This is a genomic window from Dyadobacter sp. (genome assembly GCF_017744695.1).
In the GTDB taxonomy this organism is placed as follows: Bacteria; Bacteroidota; Bacteroidia; order Cytophagales; family Spirosomataceae; genus Dyadobacter.
Window position 1 is genome coordinate 38,594 of the sequence record NZ_JAGIAS010000003.1, and the last position, 16,263, is coordinate 54,856.

Annotated in this window: 18 protein-coding genes; 7 read left to right on the forward strand and 11 right to left on the reverse strand. The window is 49.3% G+C overall.

The genetic code is table 11. From position 1 onward, the window contains the following. Position 1 precedes the first annotated feature (1 nt). Positions 2 to 1,429 (reverse strand): B12-binding domain-containing radical SAM protein, encoded by a 1,428-nt coding sequence (locus J7619_RS12185; protein ID WP_291198410.1) that lies wholly within the window; start codon positions 1,427 to 1,429, stop codon positions 2 to 4. A 144-nt stretch (positions 1,430 to 1,573) separates the two neighbouring features. After that, on the reverse strand, positions 1,574 to 2,257 hold the full coding sequence (locus tag J7619_RS12190) for a hypothetical protein (protein ID WP_291198413.1): 684 nt from the start codon (positions 2,255 to 2,257) through the stop codon (positions 1,574 to 1,576). A gap of 183 nt (positions 2,258 to 2,440) precedes the next feature. Here J7619_RS12190 and J7619_RS12195 point away from each other — a divergent pair, with 183 nt between their 5' ends. Next, entirely contained in the window at positions 2,441 to 2,737 is a 297-nt protein-coding gene (locus tag J7619_RS12195) for a DUF1330 domain-containing protein (protein WP_291198416.1), read from the forward strand. A 6-nt stretch (positions 2,738 to 2,743) separates the two neighbouring features. On the opposite strand, the gene J7619_RS12200 is transcribed toward J7619_RS12195, so the two are convergent. Then, positions 2,744 to 3,358, reverse strand: a complete 615-nt coding sequence (locus J7619_RS12200; RefSeq protein WP_291198419.1) for a c-type cytochrome — start codon at positions 3,356 to 3,358, stop codon at positions 2,744 to 2,746. Positions 3,359 to 3,386: 28 nt separating this feature from the next. Continuing rightward, positions 3,387 to 4,226 (reverse strand): AraC family transcriptional regulator, encoded by an 840-nt coding sequence (locus J7619_RS12205; RefSeq protein WP_291198422.1) that lies wholly within the window; start codon positions 4,224 to 4,226, stop codon positions 3,387 to 3,389. Positions 4,227 to 4,845: 619 nt separating this feature from the next. Between J7619_RS12205 and J7619_RS12210 the strand changes: the two genes are divergently transcribed. Continuing rightward, on the forward strand, positions 4,846 to 5,097 hold the full coding sequence (locus J7619_RS12210) for a hypothetical protein (protein ID WP_291198425.1): 252 nt from the start codon (positions 4,846 to 4,848) through the stop codon (positions 5,095 to 5,097). Positions 5,098 to 5,154: 57 nt separating this feature from the next. Here J7619_RS12210 and J7619_RS12215 read toward each other — a convergent pair whose 3' ends face one another. After that, positions 5,155 to 5,889, reverse strand: coding sequence for a metallophosphoesterase (locus J7619_RS12215; RefSeq protein WP_291198428.1), 735 nt, complete (start codon positions 5,887 to 5,889; stop codon positions 5,155 to 5,157). A 246-nt stretch (positions 5,890 to 6,135) separates the two neighbouring features. Here J7619_RS12215 and J7619_RS12220 point away from each other — a divergent pair, with 246 nt between their 5' ends. Together J7619_RS12220 and J7619_RS12225 are read left to right on the forward strand one after the other, a co-directional pair. Continuing rightward, on the forward strand, positions 6,136 to 7,248 hold the full coding sequence (locus tag J7619_RS12220; RefSeq protein WP_291198431.1) for a Fic family protein: 1,113 nt from the start codon (positions 6,136 to 6,138) through the stop codon (positions 7,246 to 7,248). Positions 7,249 to 7,291: 43 nt separating this feature from the next. Next, a complete protein-coding gene (locus J7619_RS12225) occupies positions 7,292 to 8,260 on the forward strand; it encodes a DUF1080 domain-containing protein (RefSeq protein WP_291198434.1) in 969 nt (322 codons plus the stop codon). Positions 8,261 to 8,275: 15 nt separating this feature from the next. On the opposite strand, the gene J7619_RS12230 is transcribed toward J7619_RS12225, so the two are convergent. Beyond that, on the reverse strand, positions 8,276 to 9,037 hold the full coding sequence (locus J7619_RS12230) for a DNA alkylation repair protein (RefSeq protein ID WP_291198437.1): 762 nt from the start codon (positions 9,035 to 9,037) through the stop codon (positions 8,276 to 8,278). Between the two features lie 124 nt (positions 9,038 to 9,161). On the opposite strand from J7619_RS12230, the gene J7619_RS12235 reads away from it, so the two are divergent. Next, entirely contained in the window at positions 9,162 to 11,669 is a 2,508-nt protein-coding gene (locus J7619_RS12235) for a phosphocholine-specific phospholipase C (protein ID WP_291198440.1), read from the forward strand. Positions 11,670 to 11,977: 308 nt separating this feature from the next. On the opposite strand, the gene J7619_RS12240 is transcribed toward J7619_RS12235, so the two are convergent. Further along, positions 11,978 to 12,382 carry a DoxX family protein gene (locus tag J7619_RS12240; protein ID WP_291198443.1) on the reverse strand — a complete coding sequence of 135 codons (405 nt, stop codon included), beginning with the start codon at positions 12,380 to 12,382 and terminating at the stop codon, positions 11,978 to 11,980. Between the two features lie 244 nt (positions 12,383 to 12,626). Between J7619_RS12240 and J7619_RS12245 the strand changes: the two genes are divergently transcribed. After that, complete coding sequence (locus J7619_RS12245; protein ID WP_291198446.1) at positions 12,627 to 12,929, forward strand: RNA polymerase sigma factor; 303 nt, start codon at positions 12,627 to 12,629, stop codon at positions 12,927 to 12,929. 23 nt (positions 12,930 to 12,952) lie between these two features. Next, complete coding sequence (locus J7619_RS12250) at positions 12,953 to 13,297, forward strand: hypothetical protein (RefSeq protein ID WP_291198449.1); 345 nt, start codon at positions 12,953 to 12,955, stop codon at positions 13,295 to 13,297. Positions 13,298 to 13,309: 12 nt separating this feature from the next. On the opposite strand, the gene J7619_RS12255 is transcribed toward J7619_RS12250, so the two are convergent. From J7619_RS12255 to cobT, 4 genes are read right to left on the reverse strand one after another with little or no spacing between them, the layout of a single operon-like run. Next, positions 13,310 to 13,873 (reverse strand): DUF1572 domain-containing protein, encoded by a 564-nt coding sequence (locus tag J7619_RS12255; RefSeq protein WP_291198453.1) that lies wholly within the window; start codon positions 13,871 to 13,873, stop codon positions 13,310 to 13,312. A 45-nt stretch (positions 13,874 to 13,918) separates the two neighbouring features. Next, complete coding sequence (gene cobC / locus J7619_RS12260; RefSeq protein WP_291198456.1) at positions 13,919 to 14,446, reverse strand: alpha-ribazole phosphatase; 528 nt, start codon at positions 14,444 to 14,446, stop codon at positions 13,919 to 13,921. Next, positions 14,431 to 15,216 carry an adenosylcobinamide-GDP ribazoletransferase gene (locus tag J7619_RS12265; RefSeq protein ID WP_291198459.1) on the reverse strand — a complete coding sequence of 262 codons (786 nt, stop codon included), beginning with the start codon at positions 15,214 to 15,216 and terminating at the stop codon, positions 14,431 to 14,433. The genes cobC and J7619_RS12265 overlap by 16 nt, the downstream gene beginning before the upstream one ends. A 3-nt stretch (positions 15,217 to 15,219) precedes the next feature. Beyond that, positions 15,220 to 16,263, reverse strand: a complete 1,044-nt coding sequence (gene cobT, locus J7619_RS12270) for a nicotinate-nucleotide--dimethylbenzimidazole phosphoribosyltransferase (protein ID WP_291198462.1) — start codon at positions 16,261 to 16,263, stop codon at positions 15,220 to 15,222.

The window sequence follows — 16,263 nt, forward strand, 5'->3', positions numbered from 1 at the left end:
TTCAATTCAGGATTAACGGTTTAGTCGCGGTCAGTGCTGGGCGGTTGGGTTGTCTTTCATGCCCATTCCGCGTTTTCACCTTCGATAATATGGATTCCAATAACGGAAGCATTGTATTCAAGCCTTCGGTTTTAATGATAAAATTCCAAAGCGGCTCAAACTTCTTCCAGCCGCCCGTATACAAAAAATGCTTGGCAATATGCTTCACCGAGTCGTGCTGAAAGCTTGATTTAAATATATTTTTCCAACTATAAAATGCATCATAAGCCCACCAATAACCCTTTTCCAATGCTTCGGCGCTCAGTCCCATTGTCTGGTACACCACATGCCGGGTGTCGTACCGATCCCAGTTGCGGGTCATGATCCGTCCGGCAGTTTCCATGTTTTTGTACAATTCAGTACCGGGGTAAGGGGTCAATATGTGGTAGGTGGAAGTGGTAATGCCGTGGTTCACGCCCCAGTCGACGGTCCGTTTGAATACGTCATTATCATCCTCATCCAAACCAAATACAAAGCTGCCATTGATCATGATCCCCAGGGAATGCAGCCGGTTTACCGCCTTCGCATAATCCTTTTCCAGGTTTTGCTTTTTGTTACTCTGTTTCAGGTTTTCGGGGGAGAATGTTTCAAAACCCACAAAAAGGCTCCTCAAACCCGCATCGGCAGCTTTTTCGATCAGGTTACCCCTTAATATGGCGTCCACGGTGGAAGCTCCCTGGAATACACGGTTCATTCCCCGCATTCCCTCGAAAAGTGATTCCGCGAACTTCGCATTACCGAGCAGGTGATCATCCAGGAAATACAAATGCCGCCCCGGTAACCGGTCAATTTCCGCGAGCGCATCATCTACGAGCTGTGTGTAAAAAGTCTTCCCTCCTTCAAAAAACGCGTCTTTGTAACAAAAGCTGCAATGGTGCGGGCATCCCCTGGTGACAACAATGGAGTTGGGCACAAGGTACAGGTTGCGTTTGATAAGGTCCCGACGAATAGGCGGTATTCCCGCAAGTGTCCTGACGGTCGATGTGTAAACTTGTTTTGGGACACGATTTTTGAAATCCAGCAAAAACTGCGGAAACGTATCCTCCCCCGGACCAATGAAAATGCTGTCGGCATGTGCCATAGCCTCGTGCGGGAGCGACGTCACGTGCAAGCCGCCCAAAATGACATAACTCCCCTTTTTCCGGTACGCATCCGCGATATCGTACGCCCTGAAAGCATTGGTAATGTAAACCTGAATGACGACCAGGTCCGGCGCATCGTCCAGCCGAAGTTTCTCCACGTGCTGGTCTTGCAGGTCTATTTCATCTTCTGGCGAAAGGTAAGCCGCCAGCGTGGCCAGCCCCAGCGGCGGAAACAGCGAATACTTGATGGGCCTCCACAACGGACTCTCCGCTTCTGTCAGTGCCGGCAGGATCATTTTTACTTTCATAGCGCATGTTTAAAAAGTACTTTGTATTACAAAGTAAATTAATGCTTTTGAATTAAGCAATACGCGCCGGCCCAATCAGGCTAAATAAAAACAGCCTCCGGAAAACCGGAGGCCGTTTTGCGATTCACAAATCTGACTACAACATCATTTTAAATCTTCAAGCCGGTAACCCAGAAAATCGTCAACGACCAGCTTGTAATTCAATTTCTTCCGCGGACTGGCAATATGCACGCTGTAAATCCCTGCGCCGAGTTTCGAAACATCGAACCAACGTCCGTAGCTGGGTTCTTTTACCTGCTCGTGGTAAATCGTCCGCAGTTCGCTGTCGACGATGCGGATATCATACTTTTCCTGCGCCGGATTTTTGAGAATGACTTTCATTTTTCCCTTCTGCACCACGTACACATTCGATGTGGCCGTTTTCAGGTTCACGCTCGGTGCCGACCATTCAGGCTCCGACATACTCCGGTAGTCTGTCCGGCTGTCGGCCACAATATCGTAGGATTTCACTTTTTCGGACAGTAATTCGCGGGCCATCAATTTGGCCAGCAAATCGTCAAACAATTTCACATTCCGCTTTGTGAGCTTCACATACTTGCGTGCCATCGACTCCTGGTACAACAATTGATTGTCGCCATCGAAGAACTGCACCACGGTATTGCGGGAGTTCGGGTCGGTGTGGACCTGCCAGTAACCCTTGTCGGATTCTACATACGGCTGCGTGTTGGCGACCTGAGAGACGGCGGTCTGTGCGGCCGTCGGCGCGAAACTGGCAAGCCAGAGGGCTGGCGCCAGCATAAGGGCAAGGTGGATTCTTTTGGTTTTCATGGCTATCTAAGGGGTGGAATATTTTGAACAACACACAAAATCTGCTCAATGGGAAGTGTTTCCCCATTCTATTCATTCCTTTATTGATGGCCATCAATTTGTTTCAAAGAGGACGTTTTAAATATGAAAGTTGCAGCTAATGTAAATTCTTTTCGAGATTGGGTAACAAAACATAAAAAAGCTATGGTAACGATCACACAATTCGTGTATGTGAAGGCCGGCAAGGAGGAAACTTTCCAGCAGTTCGAATCGCTGGTGCTGCCTTTGATATCCCAATACAACGGAAAACTGCTCCTGAGGCTGCGCACGAGCCAGGAGCAGTTGATCGAAGGCGAACTGGAAGCGCCTTACGAAGTACATTTGGTGAGTTTCGAATCGGAGGCGGACCTGGCTGCCTACATGGGCGACCAGACCCGCGAACAATACCTCTACCTGAAAGAGGAATCCATTCTGAAAGTAATGACCGTAAAACAGTCGTGACGCAACTCAGGGGGCCGGCGGAATGTACGAAGGCACCACGTTTGAAACCGGTTTAATGGATTTCAGATAGGCGAAAATGGCGCGCATATCTTCGTCGGCTATATTAATGTAGTTGAACCACGGCATAGGCGGCATCAGCGGACGGCTATTTTCCAACCCCTTGAACTTCCCTTTGCGCATGGCTGTATTGAACTGCTCGAACGACCAGTTACCGATTCCCGTTTCATCGGGCGTCAGGTTAGCCGCGAACGACATACCCCATGGCCCGGCGAAAGCTGTGCTCTGCCCGTTGAATACCACCCATTCGCCGGTTTTAAGAATGTTTTTGTCGAACGTACCCAACGGCTGGGCACTGTTATGCCCCGACAAAAAGCGGTCCATATCCGGTGCCGGGCCTTGCGCTGTCATTTTCTTGGGTGCGTGACAGTCTGCACAACCCATGATGGTAACCAGGTACTGTCCTCTTTTCACGGCGTCGTCTTTCGACGTCATAACCGCTTTTTCGGACACAGAAACAGCTTCCAAAGGGGTAAGCACAGAATTTGTGGGCGCTTCGGACCGTTTTGTAAAGGCACAAACAGACCATACGGCCGCCGCAGCAGCCAGATAAACAATTTTCATGGTAAATAGATTTAAAGTTAAAACTGATTCAGGCGAACCGCACCTGCTTATCGGGCAACCTGAAATACTGGTATTGATCCTGGAATATATTTGTTGGCACTTCCTGAGTAAATTCTTTAAAATCACGGATAAAATGCGCCTGGTCAGAATAGCCGTAATTGTACGAAATCTCGGCCCAGTTTGGCGCGGACGACATGCCGCAAAACGATTCATAAGCGCTTCTGAACCGTATAATGCGCTGATACATCTTCGGTGTGATGCCGTAATGGTCTTTGAAAATCCTTTCCAGCTGCCGTTTGCCGATGTACAAATTTTCACTCAGCGCGTCGATCGATAACCGGCCTTGGGTTTGGCGGATCAGCCGTGTGGCTTGTGAAATAGGGTGTTCTTTCGAACGGGTGTTTTTCAGCAGTCCCAGCAGGAAGGTCTCCGTAATACGCACCACCTTATCTATGTCCTGTATTCCATATACGTCGTCCACAAGCCGGTTTATTTCGCTTCCAAAAAAGCTTTCGACATCGGTAAACTGGTTAAACAGTGGCGCTATTGGTACCCTGAACAGCTCCATCGCACTTTCAGGCCGCAGCCTTATCCCGAATTTCCGGCACGACCCGACCGTTTTCCATTGTACAGCGTCACGATACAACCCGACCAAAAATGCCGGCGGCAGCATCTTCCACTGCCCGTCGAAAAACGCGTCACATCGGTTATTGTCCAGGTGAAGGATCAATTCCAGCGTACCAAACGGCATGCAGCGCTGCACAGGCGACTCGCGCTCGCCCACCGTTTCGAACCGGTGAAGCCAGTAGCACTCGACATATGGCTGCAATTCGGCAGATGGCTTAAATTCCTGATAACCTGAACTCATCGTTTCTGAAAGAGGCTTTTCGTATTGACGTCACAAAACTACGGTTATTACAAAAGCGTGTATTGTAAAAAAGCGACATCCGGATGCGAAATACCTAAAAACCAACGCATTATTGGGTATTGCAGTTAGTAAGCGGTACCGATATCAACAGGATTCGAGTAATGCAAAGGCAAATTGCACGCGAGGAGATACCCTAAATGCAATAAGTGCCGGAGGCACGGCCGCTTTTTTAACCCGGGCCTTCAGTCCCGGGGCACCGACAAAGCTCATCAAACGCCCCTCACGCCCCCGAAATGCCTGAGTGTAAAACGCGCTTGCACTAACCTACCCGTCGCAGGCTCATTAGTACCAGCCATTTGATATGTTATGGCATTTTAGGCGTGTAGAACAGTTGCAAGCGGCATTTAATGCACATAAGTTTGTGACGCTCAAATCATCATACTGGACTTAGAATTTTATGACATACTGTCTCAGGCATTTTAAATGGCTGCCAGCTTTTTTATCGCACCAAAGAACGGTGTCGTAGTCGTAATGGTTCTGGTCCATTCCTTATGATGAGGTGAGCAACGGCAGGTGCGGCACCGTTCTTTGCTGCGCATAACGATCTTTAACAATCATTATGCAGTATCAACAAACAAAGTCAGCGCAGAGCGCACAGGAAATTATCCATGATTTGTTAAGTAACGATATCGACATGGAGGAAGTGGAAATGCTTTACATCGATATGCTACACCACTACCTCCGACCGACAAGCGACTGGAATCTGGGTTTACAAAATACGACCAACGCGCTTGACAACAGTTTTCTGATGGTACGTTTCCTGCGTATGCTGAAACGCTATCAACGCCAATCTTTACGTCCCAATAAGTGAGCAATACAAACCTGGATGCTTGTAAAGGCCACGGTTTCACGATCGTGGTCCTTTACTTTAATCAACCACATCAAAACCTTTCCCGTGATTCAGTACCACATGCGTACTGACCACTCTCCCTTCCAATTCTATAATGCGGTAACCATAGTACCGGCTGTGGATGATGATTTCCAGCGGATTCTTTTCCATCTGCACCGACGCCGCGGGGGTTACGTATTGGGTAATGTTCTCTTCTTTGGTAAAATCGTCGGTATGATAATGCCCGCAAAAAACCGTGATCTCGCGCCCGCTACGCACGAGCACGCCCTTCACCGCATCGCGGTTCAGCAACGGATATTTGAAATCCACAGCGGTAATAACCTGCAAAACCGGATGGTGAATGAAGATCAGCACGTGTTTGGCGGTAACCAATTCATTTTCCAGCCATTGCAACTGAATTTCACTGATTGAATCGGACGAAGAATCCAGGAAAATATATTTAAAATACTGATCGTCCGTGGAATGGAACATTTCGGCTTTCGTTTTCAGGTACTCCGGAAAATAATGTGGTTTAATGTCCGCAAACCTGTCATGATTGCCCGGGATAACGGTAAAATCGAAATCTTTGAGCAATGCAAAAAAGCGCTGATATGCATCCGAATGCCCGATATCACCCGTAAAAATTACTTTCCTGATCCCGCGTGCGCCTACGTCCTGCAAGATCAGTTTCATATTCGTGTCGGTATCGGCCCCATGCTTCGCCGACCATTCTTCCATCAAATGAATGTCCGTTATCTGCGCAATCCGTTTCATAGCTGTCGGTTTATTTAATTCAAATTTCGTCAGAAATCGCTGCAATAACTGGTCCAATTGAACGATTTGAAATGTGCCAATGCCGGGTGTAGATGTCATGCGGTCAGAAATAGCCAGGTATTGTCAGTTTGTAGTCAAGCCTGTTTCACCATTGTGCAGTTGATGTAATGGTTTTGAGCCGAATATTTGCATTATTCGGCTCAAATTTTAATTATATTTGAGCCGAATAGCATTCCTAATCGGCTCATGGCTTACATCTGGCAACATCCTGAATGGCCTGAATTCCGGTATGAACTTACGGGTATCGAGGACATTTTGTTTTCTTTTGCGGAAGAAACGGGGCATATCAGCGGCATTTTAAAGGGCACTCCCAATGCGTTACAAATTGAAACGCTCATCAATACCCTCGTGGCCGAAGCCATCAAGACGTCGGAAATCGAGGGAGAGTTTCTGAGTCGGCAGGATGTCGTTTCTTCTATCAGGAACAATCTCGGTATTGCCCAGAAACCGGAACCCATCAAAGACCGGAAGGCACAGGGAGCGGCAGAGCTCATAGTAACCGCCCGCAATTCCTACGCGGAGCCGCTTACGGAAGCAATGCTTTTTTCGTGGCACCGGACATTACTTAAAGATAGCAAGGCTGTCAACGCCGGCGCATGGCGGAAGGATTCGGCGCCAATGCAGGTCGTTTCCGGCTCGATCGGCAAGGAAAAAGTCCATTTCGAAGCACCTCCCTCCGAGCGCGTACCTACGGAAATGGCACGATTTATCGAATGGTTCAATGCAACCGCGCCGGGAGGCCCGGAAGAAATTACCAAAGCGCCCGTGCGGTCCGCTATTGCGCATTTGTATTTCGAAACGGTTCACCCTTTCGACGATGGCAATGGGCGGATCGGTCGCGTGATTGCAGAAAAAGCATTGTCGCAAACACTCGGCCGACCAGTGATGTTAAGCCTTTCGCGCAAAATTGAAGCCGAACGCAAAAAGTATTACCAGGCGCTGGAAACTGCCCAAAAGGACAATGATATCACTGCCTGGATCCGCTATTTCGCGCAAACTATTGTGGACGCGCAAATCGAGACGCGGAAAATCCTGGATTTTACTTTGCAAAAAACCCGTTTTCTCGATCGTTTCAAGGAATTGCTGAATGAGCGGGAAACGAAAGTCGTCCGGAAAATGCTCGAACCCGGCCCGGATGGTTTCGAAGGCGGCATGACCGCAAAGAAATACATGTCGATCACCAAAACTTCCAAAGCCACCGCTACCCGCGATTTACAGCATCTGGCAGAAATCCAATGCCTTGTCCCTTCCGGCGGTGGCCGCAGCACCAGTTATCGGCTAAGTATTCCTGAAAATTGATTTTTATCTCTAACTTTCCCACCCTTTAATACCTAAAAAATTTATGAAGAAAGTATTCCAAACCAACCTGTACCGGATCTCCCGGAACTTGATGCTTTCGGCGGGCGCCCTGCTGATGGCAACCTTTTCGACCAAAGCCGACAATGCCCCGCTCGCCTCGCCGCTCGAAGGGCGCTGGGACATTTCCGTAGATGCGAATGGCAAAGTATTACCATCGTGGCTGGAAGTACGTCACTCGGGCACTAAGACACTCGTAGGCCAGTTTACCGGCTTCTCAGGCAGCGCACGGCCTATTTCCGTGGTTAATTTCAAGGATGGCAAATTCGATTTCGCGATCCCGCCACAATGGGAACGCGGAGAAACCGACCTGAAAGTAGAAGGAACCGTTTCAGGCGATGCCATCACCGGATCATTAACCACCCCCGACGGTAAGACTTACAGCTACAAAGGCGTGCGCGCACCGGCGCTGCGCGGAAAAGCCGCACCCGCATGGGGAGCGCCTATCAAATTAACGGCAGGCAATGAAATCAAAGGATGGCACGCGACGGGCGAAAACCAGTGGATTGCTGAAAACGGCATTCTCCGCAGCCCAAAATCCGGTGCTAACCTGGTTACTGACCAGAAATTCAACGATTTCAAACTGCATATCGAGTTCCGCATTCCGAAAGGCAGCAACAGCGGCGTGTACCTCCGTGGCCGCTACGAAGTGCAAATCACCGACGGCAAAGGCATGGAACCTGCGCTCGACCAGATGGGCGCGATCTACGGTTTCATTACACCCAGCGAAATGGTAGCCAAGGAAGCCGGCGAATGGAACACATTTGACATTACATTGATAGGCCGCATGCTTACGCTCGTAGCGAACGGAAAAACCGTAATCAGCAACCAGGAAATCCCCGGCATTACCGGCGGTGCATTGGATAGCAACGAAGGCGAAGCCGGCCCGCTCTACATCCAGGGCGACCACGGCCCGGTTGAATACCGCAATATCGTGATCACACCAGCGAAGTAATCGCCTAGAAAGCCGCTACCCTGCCCTTTTCAAACCCATATAATAGCTGCGCAAAGGTTTATCGAAATGCTCGATCGAATACCGCAGCAGGGTCCGGGGCATGGTAGCGGCATATTTATCCAGAAACTTCTGCAACTGAGGCCGGTTCACTTGGCCGGCGCTTCTGAGCATCCAGCCGGTGGCTTTGTGAATCAGGTCCTCCCGGTCATTCAAAAGCAGTTCTGCAATCCGGAACGTATCTTCAATATCGCCTTTTCGGATAAAATAACCTGTGGCAACAATGGCCGTCCGGCGTTCCCAGATGTTTTCCGAACCAGCCAGTTTGTAAAGCACATCCCTCGGCTCGCCGGAAATGTACAAATACCCACCTACCACATGCGGTGCGCAGATATCCACAAGGTCCCAGTTATTGATCCTGTGCGTATTACGCAAATACAGCTCATATAGTAGCTTCCGCTGATCAAGCGTAGTTTTCCTGCTTCTGGCTTGTTTGTCAATGATACTGAGCGCCCCGGTACGGATTTCGTGCATCGGGTTTTGCAATAGCAGTTCGATTTCTTCCAATCGCATATGCACGTAAGCCTTGGCCATTTCGAAAACTTGCCCCATTCGAATGCCCATAAAAATATCTCCCTCGCCGTATTGCCCTTCGCCCGTTTTAAAATAGCGCATAAGCTTCATCGCCTCCTCTGGTGAACGGAATTTTTCGATGTGCTCCGCAAATTGCAGAGCCGTCGGGTTCTGCGGTTTTTCCCTAATTATTTCAATGGCCGCCATAGAATGGTTACAGAATGCGCTTTTCTCAAATATAGCGATATAAAAATGATCAAATCATAACCCTCGGATAACAACCGGTAGCAATACCGCAGATAATTTTGAAATCCTAAACTCACAGATATTAATGGATTCGAGAAGAGATTTTCTAAAAAAAGCGGCCCTGCTCGCAGGCACGGGCGCGATGGCGAATACACTCCCGCCCGTGATACAAAAAGCCCTGGCGATAGATCCGGCGCCGGGCAGCACGTTTTATGATGCCGAACACATTGTGTTCCTGATGCAGGAAAACCGCTCGTTCGATCATCAGCTAGGCATGTTGCAAGGCGTACGGGGTTTCAACGACCCGCGGGCTATCGACCTGGCCGATAAAAATAAAGTGTGGTTTCAAACCAACAAGGCCGGCGAAACCTACGGGCCTTTCCGTCTCAATGTGAAAGATACCAAAGTGGCCTGGATGGGTTCTATCCCCCACGGCTGGACCGACCAGACCGACGCCATGAACAACGGCAAATACGACCGCTGGCTCGACGTGAAAGCGCCCCGCAACAAGCAATATGCGCACATTCCACTCACGATGGGCTATTGCGACCGCTCGGATTTCCCGTTCTATTACTCTCTGGCCGATGCATTCACCGTTTGCGACCACAATTTCTGTTCGAGTATTACCGGTACCCATCCGAACCGCTATTACTGGATGACGGGTACCGTACGCGAGAAAAATGAACCCGGAGGCATCGCGCATTTGTGGAACATCAGCAACTACGAATACCCCGAACTCGAATGGAAGACCTATCCTGAACGCCTCGAAGAAAACGGTATCAACTGGAAAGTGTACCAAAATGAACTGACTATGGGCTATGGCCTCAAAGGCGAAGAAAGCGCATGGCTTAGCAACTTCGGGACCAATGTTTTGGAATATTTCAAAGCTTACAATGTGCGGTTCCATGAAGGCGGGATTGCCAATCTGGAAAGTAAGCGACAAGCAATCGTTCAGACGATCGCCGATCTCGAAAAAGAATCTGCCACGGATTCACGCGCGGCTACCAGGCTTGCCGCTGCCAAAAGGTTGTTGAAAAACATTGAAACCGCGCAGACCAAATTCAACAAAGACACTTACGCCAGTCTTTCGGATAAGGATAAGGAACTAAACGACAAGGCATTCAGCACCAATATCAAAGATCCGCATTTCCACGAACTGACGTCGATGCAGTACTCCGACAACGGCACCGAAAGGACATTGAACGTACCGAAAGGCGACGTGTTCCATCAGTTCAGGGAGGATGTAAAGAATGGCACCTTGCCAACCGTTTCATGGCTGATGCCACCTGCCCATTTCTCCGACCATCCGGGTGAACCCTGGTTCGGCCCATGGTATGTGAGCGAAGCGATGGAGATTTTACTCCAAAATCCGGAGGTCTGGAAAAAAACCATTTTCATCGTGACTTATGATGAAAACGATGGTTATTTCGATCATTTGCCGCCATTTACAGTCCCAAATCCTTACAAGGAAAATACGGGCAAAGTCTCCGCGGGTATCGATCCGAAAATGGACTTCGCATTAGCCGATCAGCAAACCAATCCTTCGGCCAACCCTGCGAGCATTCGCGAAGGCGCTATCGGCCTCGGTTACCGCGTGCCGATGATCATCGCGTCGCCCTGGTCAAGAGGTGGTTATGTCAATTCCGAAGTATTCGATCATACCTCTTCGCTGCAATTCCTGGAAAACTTCCTGGAAAAGAAATTCAACAAAAAGGTACACGAAGAGAATATCACCCAATGGCGCCGGACTATCTGTGGCGACCTGACATCGGTGTTCCGGCCTTACAATGGCGAGAAAATCGAGAAACCGGCTTTTCTCGAGCAAAAGCAGTTTATAGAGAGCATTCACCAGGCACAATTCAAAGAGGCTCCCAAAAATTTCAAAAAACTAGATACTTCCGAGTTGGCCGAACTGAATAAAGACTCGAAGAAATCGGCGCTCTTTCCGGTTCAGGAAAAAGGCGTGCGCCCCGCTTGCGCGTTGCCGTACGAGCCGTTCGTGAATGCGCAGCTCGGCAAGGCCGCAGATACGTTGCAACTGTCGTTCAAGGCTGGTAACCAGCTTTTAGGCAACAAGGCCAGTGGTATTCCTTATCGGGTATATGCAATGAGCCCTTACCGCAACGAAGAGCTGCGTTCCTGGGATTACAGCGTCGCAGCCGGCGACAAACTTACCGACGACTGGAAACTCAGCGATTTTGAAAACAATGCATACCACCTCCGCGTGTACGGCCCGAATGGTTTCTACCGTGAATTCACTGGTAATGCCGCTAGCCCGAAGTTGAAGGTAAACTGTGAATATGAGGTAAAAACATCCAAGCCTACCGGCAATGTGGTGGTAACCATTGAGAATCTGGATTCGAAACAGCACGCCGTTAGCATTGCAGATAACAGCTATAAAACCGGCGTCAAAAATAAGATATTCGCCGTTGGCGGCAAGGCATCGCTTGTACTGGATTTGGGCAAGTCATTCCATTGGTATGATTTCAGCGTGAAAGTGCAAGGCTATGACGGTTACGAAGAACGTTTCGCAGGACACGTTGAAACCGGCGCCGTCACGAAAACCGATCCTTTGATGGGTGGCATGATATAGTGTATTTGGATTTGTTGTTACATGCCTACGGCATTTTGAAATCGTGTGCCAAATATCTTTGCTACCAATATTGCGTGCCTAACGGCACTGGCGGTTGCCGACTTACACCCAACCGAGCAACTATCTGCCGGATAACCTGTACGATGACAGGATCGGACCGCAAAATCGCGTTAGCGATGGAACATTGGTAGAAAACAAAATGCAAATGCATGTCGCCGAAATGCCATAGGCATGTAACAACAAAACGACCGGAAGCCACTAATGCTCCCGGCCCGATAATTTTTTGTCGATGAAGTGTAATATGACTGCTATTTCTTAAAGGGAATCAACGCCCGTACCCGCTCGTCGCGCAGGTACAAGCCCGCCCATACGAGCACCCCAAACACGGCCGCGAAATACAACGGCTGGCCAGCACGCACCATAACCGCGATCGCGCCGCCGAGGTAACCGGTGATCAGAATAGCACCCATAATGGCTGTACGCGGAATAATGTAAAGGACAGTTGAGATCAGCAACGCGATCCCGATGCTCTGCACCTGGTCGGCAGGCCAGCCGAGCGCCACAGAACCTTCCATATGATGCGACTCCTTGAATACTTTACCCAATGCATCGAAAAGGAGGAACAAAATGCATAATGCACTGATAATCTTGCCGGCGAGTGCGGCTTTGTCGGTGCGACCTTTTACGACCGGGGGAACAAATGCAGCTTCCATGATTTCTTTTGGTTTATACAGGTTTTGTTTGATTGATTGGTTGATACAAAACTAATAGGTACCAAAAGGCCGGGCGCTGTGTAAAAACGGCAGTATTAGGGGGCGTTTGCGCCATGCTCAGAACGTTATAGGCAAAATCCGATACAATGGATATGTTTCTACTGCGTTCTAGGTTACAAAAAGTAGAAATTATTAGTAACTTGCTTATATCTGAAATTCAAACGTAGCCCGCAAAACCTGAAATATGAAAGAACCGATCATGCAGGATCATATCCTCGCAGCAAGCATCCGCAATGGCGACATACCCTCTTTCACAAGGGTTTATGAAACCTACCACGCCTACTTGTTCCGCTTTGCATTACGGTTTTTAAAATCCACGGAACATGCCGAAGAAGCTGTACACGATGTATTCCTGAAACTATGGGAGAATCGCGATGGATTGAGCAACGAGTCCTCGTTAAAATGTTACCTGCTTAAAATTTGCAAAAGCCACATTTTCCACACGCTTACGCGCGCGGGCAAAGAACAGGCTGTACTGCAACTTTGACCATTCCGAACCGGGCCAGATACATGGATAAAGAAATTCATATCAGGAACCTCGTTTACAAATACATCTCAAACCAATGCGATGGCCGCGAGCAGGACGAACTGCTTCGACACCTGCAAACGCCGGCGGGCAAGTGGGTTTTTGATGAAGTAATGACTTCGGAGGCTGGTAAAATCTTTACAAAAAGCGAAGAAATCGAACCGGCCGTATCCAGCCGGCTTTTAGGACGATTGCGGCAAAGTATGGTCGCAGAAGAAACCCTGAACGAACAGCCGCTCCCTTTCTACCGTAAAAGTAGTTTTATTCAAATTGTCATGGCTGCATTGGTACTCCTGGCGGCACTTGCAGTTTACTGGCTTACGGCGTAAGCGAAATCACCGCTACTTTTTGAGATACTCATCCGTAAAATGCGTCCTCGCCTTGGGTTGGGCGAATTTCTCGCTATTGTAGCTCTTTGATTTGCCGCGCGGAATCGAAAGCGACGACCATTTTTCATCCATTGCCATTTTTCCGATAAATACGATCTGCCCGACATGGTAGGGATAATGCGCCAGTTGCCGGTTAATGGCTTCCATAACCGAATGTCCCTGATTTCTAATGTAAACAACAGTATTCCAATTCGACGAATTCAACGAATCCAGCGTATTGAAAAGGCACCCCCAGCCCTCATTCCATTTCGCAAGAAGATCGTCCCGGTCACTGATATCATTCTCGAACTCGGCTTCGCGGTCGCGCCATTCTTTTTCGCCGTCAGTTGTCAGGAAATCAGTCCAGCGGGAGCGCATATTACCCCACAAATGCTTCACAATGCTGGCAATGCTGTTACTTTCTTCATTGTATTTCCAGAAAAGCTGCTCGTCGCCCAGCTGCGCGATCGTCTTTTCACCGAGCATTTTGTAGTATTCAAACTGCTTTCTGACGCTCTCGATATACTCCTGGTTCATGGCTCTGCGATCTGGTTTGATTTGTATTACCTAAATTACAAATTGTTACCCATTCACACGAACCCGAATTACTTCTCCGTAGGCTACTTTAATATCGAAAATATCGGTCAGCGCTATCTTATTAACGATTGAAAGAACGAGCCGGATCACGCCTGCATGCGTCACGATGGCGACTTTCTCATAACCCGATTCCTGTAATTCCTCCCAAAACTCACACACGCGCCCGTACATCTGCATCATGCTCTCGCCCCCGGGGGTATGCACATTTACATAGTCGTCCATCCAAGTCTGCAAAGCCTGCTGATCGACGGTGTCCCAGGTTTTGCCTTCCCAGTCTCCGAAATCGAGCTCCTGTAAACGGTTATCAACCACAAATGCGGCTGAAAGTGATCGCGCTAATTCGGCACATCGAAATGCGGGGCTGGAATAGATTATTTCAAAATCTGTATCCAGTTGTGATCGTACAGCGGCCAGCTCGGATTCAAAATCGGCATGCAGCGAAAGCTCCTTCCGGCCATAAATTAGTCCTGGCTCGAAAACCGGTGTCGTGTGGCGGATCAGGCAAATTTCCATAGCACGACCAGGAAAAAGTAGAATGCGACCTCGCACACCTGCTGGATGGCTCCCAGACAATCTCCCGTGTAGCCGCCGATCCATTTTTTGAAGTAACGTGCCAGCAGGATCGTGATCAGTCCCAAAACCAGGATTACTGCCAAAAGTAGCGGCTGCCCCAGACAAACGACCAATCCAAACAAAGGCAAAATCCCAAAAATGATGGCCGTTACAAGCACTGAAAAAGATGGTTTTTCAGCGACCTGCTTGGCCTTGCTGTCGGTATCGCGCGCGTACGGGAGCATATAAATGACGAAAACCGGCATGAGCCTGCTCAATGCGTGCCCGCTAACCAGCACGCCAATAATGCCGCAGTCCTGACTTGCAACGGATTGCAGCAGCGCGAATTTCAATGCAAGGATCAATATCAAGCCCACGGAAGCATAAGTACCTACGCGGCTGTCCTTCATAATTTCCAGGATCTTTTCGCGCGTCCAACCACCTCCGAATCCGTCGCATACGTCGGCAAAACCGTCTTCATGAAACGCACCCGTTAGCAGAATAGAAACCACCATAGAGCATAGAATGGCTATCGAAGGATTTGTAAGGTAATCCGCCGCGAACCAGACAGCGCCGGCGGTCAGGCCGACGATCCAGCCGACAAATGGCAGGTAGGCTGTCGCCAGACTGAGATTTTCGGCCCGGTAAACCAGCCATTTCGGCGCAGGCAACCGCGTGTAGAATTGCAATGCTGTGAAAAACAGGTCCAGTTGGCGACGAACGTAGGACATCAATTATCGGCTTTCAGTAGGACCATCCGTTTTCTGGCTCACGCCCGCACTTTCAAAACTCGCCATTTCGTTCAGAAACGCGACGGCACTTTGCAACAGCGGATAAGCAAGCGCACAACCGGTCCCCTCGCCCAGGCGCATATCCAGTTTCAGCAATGCGTCGGCTCCCAGCGATTGAAGCAGTAATCGATGGCCTTTTTCATTCGATTGATGACAAAAAACAGCATATCGCTGCACCGACGGATCCATTTTCCAGGCTGACAAATAACTGACGGACGCGATGAAGCCGTCGATCAGCACAAGCATTCCCAATCGCGCCGCTTCCAGCATTGCACCGCACATCATGGCAATTTCAAACCCGCCAAACGCAGCCAGCACCGATTCTGCATCATTGGGTACATTCTGATGATATTCCAATGCGCCGGCAAGTATCGCGATTTTTCTATCCAGCTGCACTTTGTCGAGTCCGGTACCTCTCCCTACGCATTCGGATATCGGTATATCCAACAAGCGGCTCATGATAGCCGACGCCGACGAAGTGTTCCCAATGCCCATTTCACCAAAACCGATCACATTACAACCTGTCTGCTGCACTTTCCGAACCAGTTCGGCCCCGTTTTCCAGGCATTGGCAGCATTCTGCTGCCGTCATTGCAGGTTGCTGTGCAAAGCTTTTGGTACCAAAATTGACCTTCGCATCGATCAACTTGGGATTGGCGCCAAAGTCATAGTCCACGCCTGCATCGACCAGCAGCAAGTTGATATGATGCTGCCGCGTAAAAACATTAATCGCCGCACCACCGCCGATGAAGTTGAGCACCATCTGCGGCGTCACTTCCGACGGATAGGCGCTCACGCCCTCCGACGCTATCCCATGACTCGCCGCAAAAACAATGATATGAGGGTTTACCAGCTCCGGCGACAAGGTGTCCTGCACAGAGGCTATCTGAAATGCCAGTTTTTCAAGGCTTCCCAATGCGCCTATTGGCTTGGTTTTCAAATCAATTTTTGCCTGGATTTCCTGGCTGGTAATAGTTGCGGTATGCAT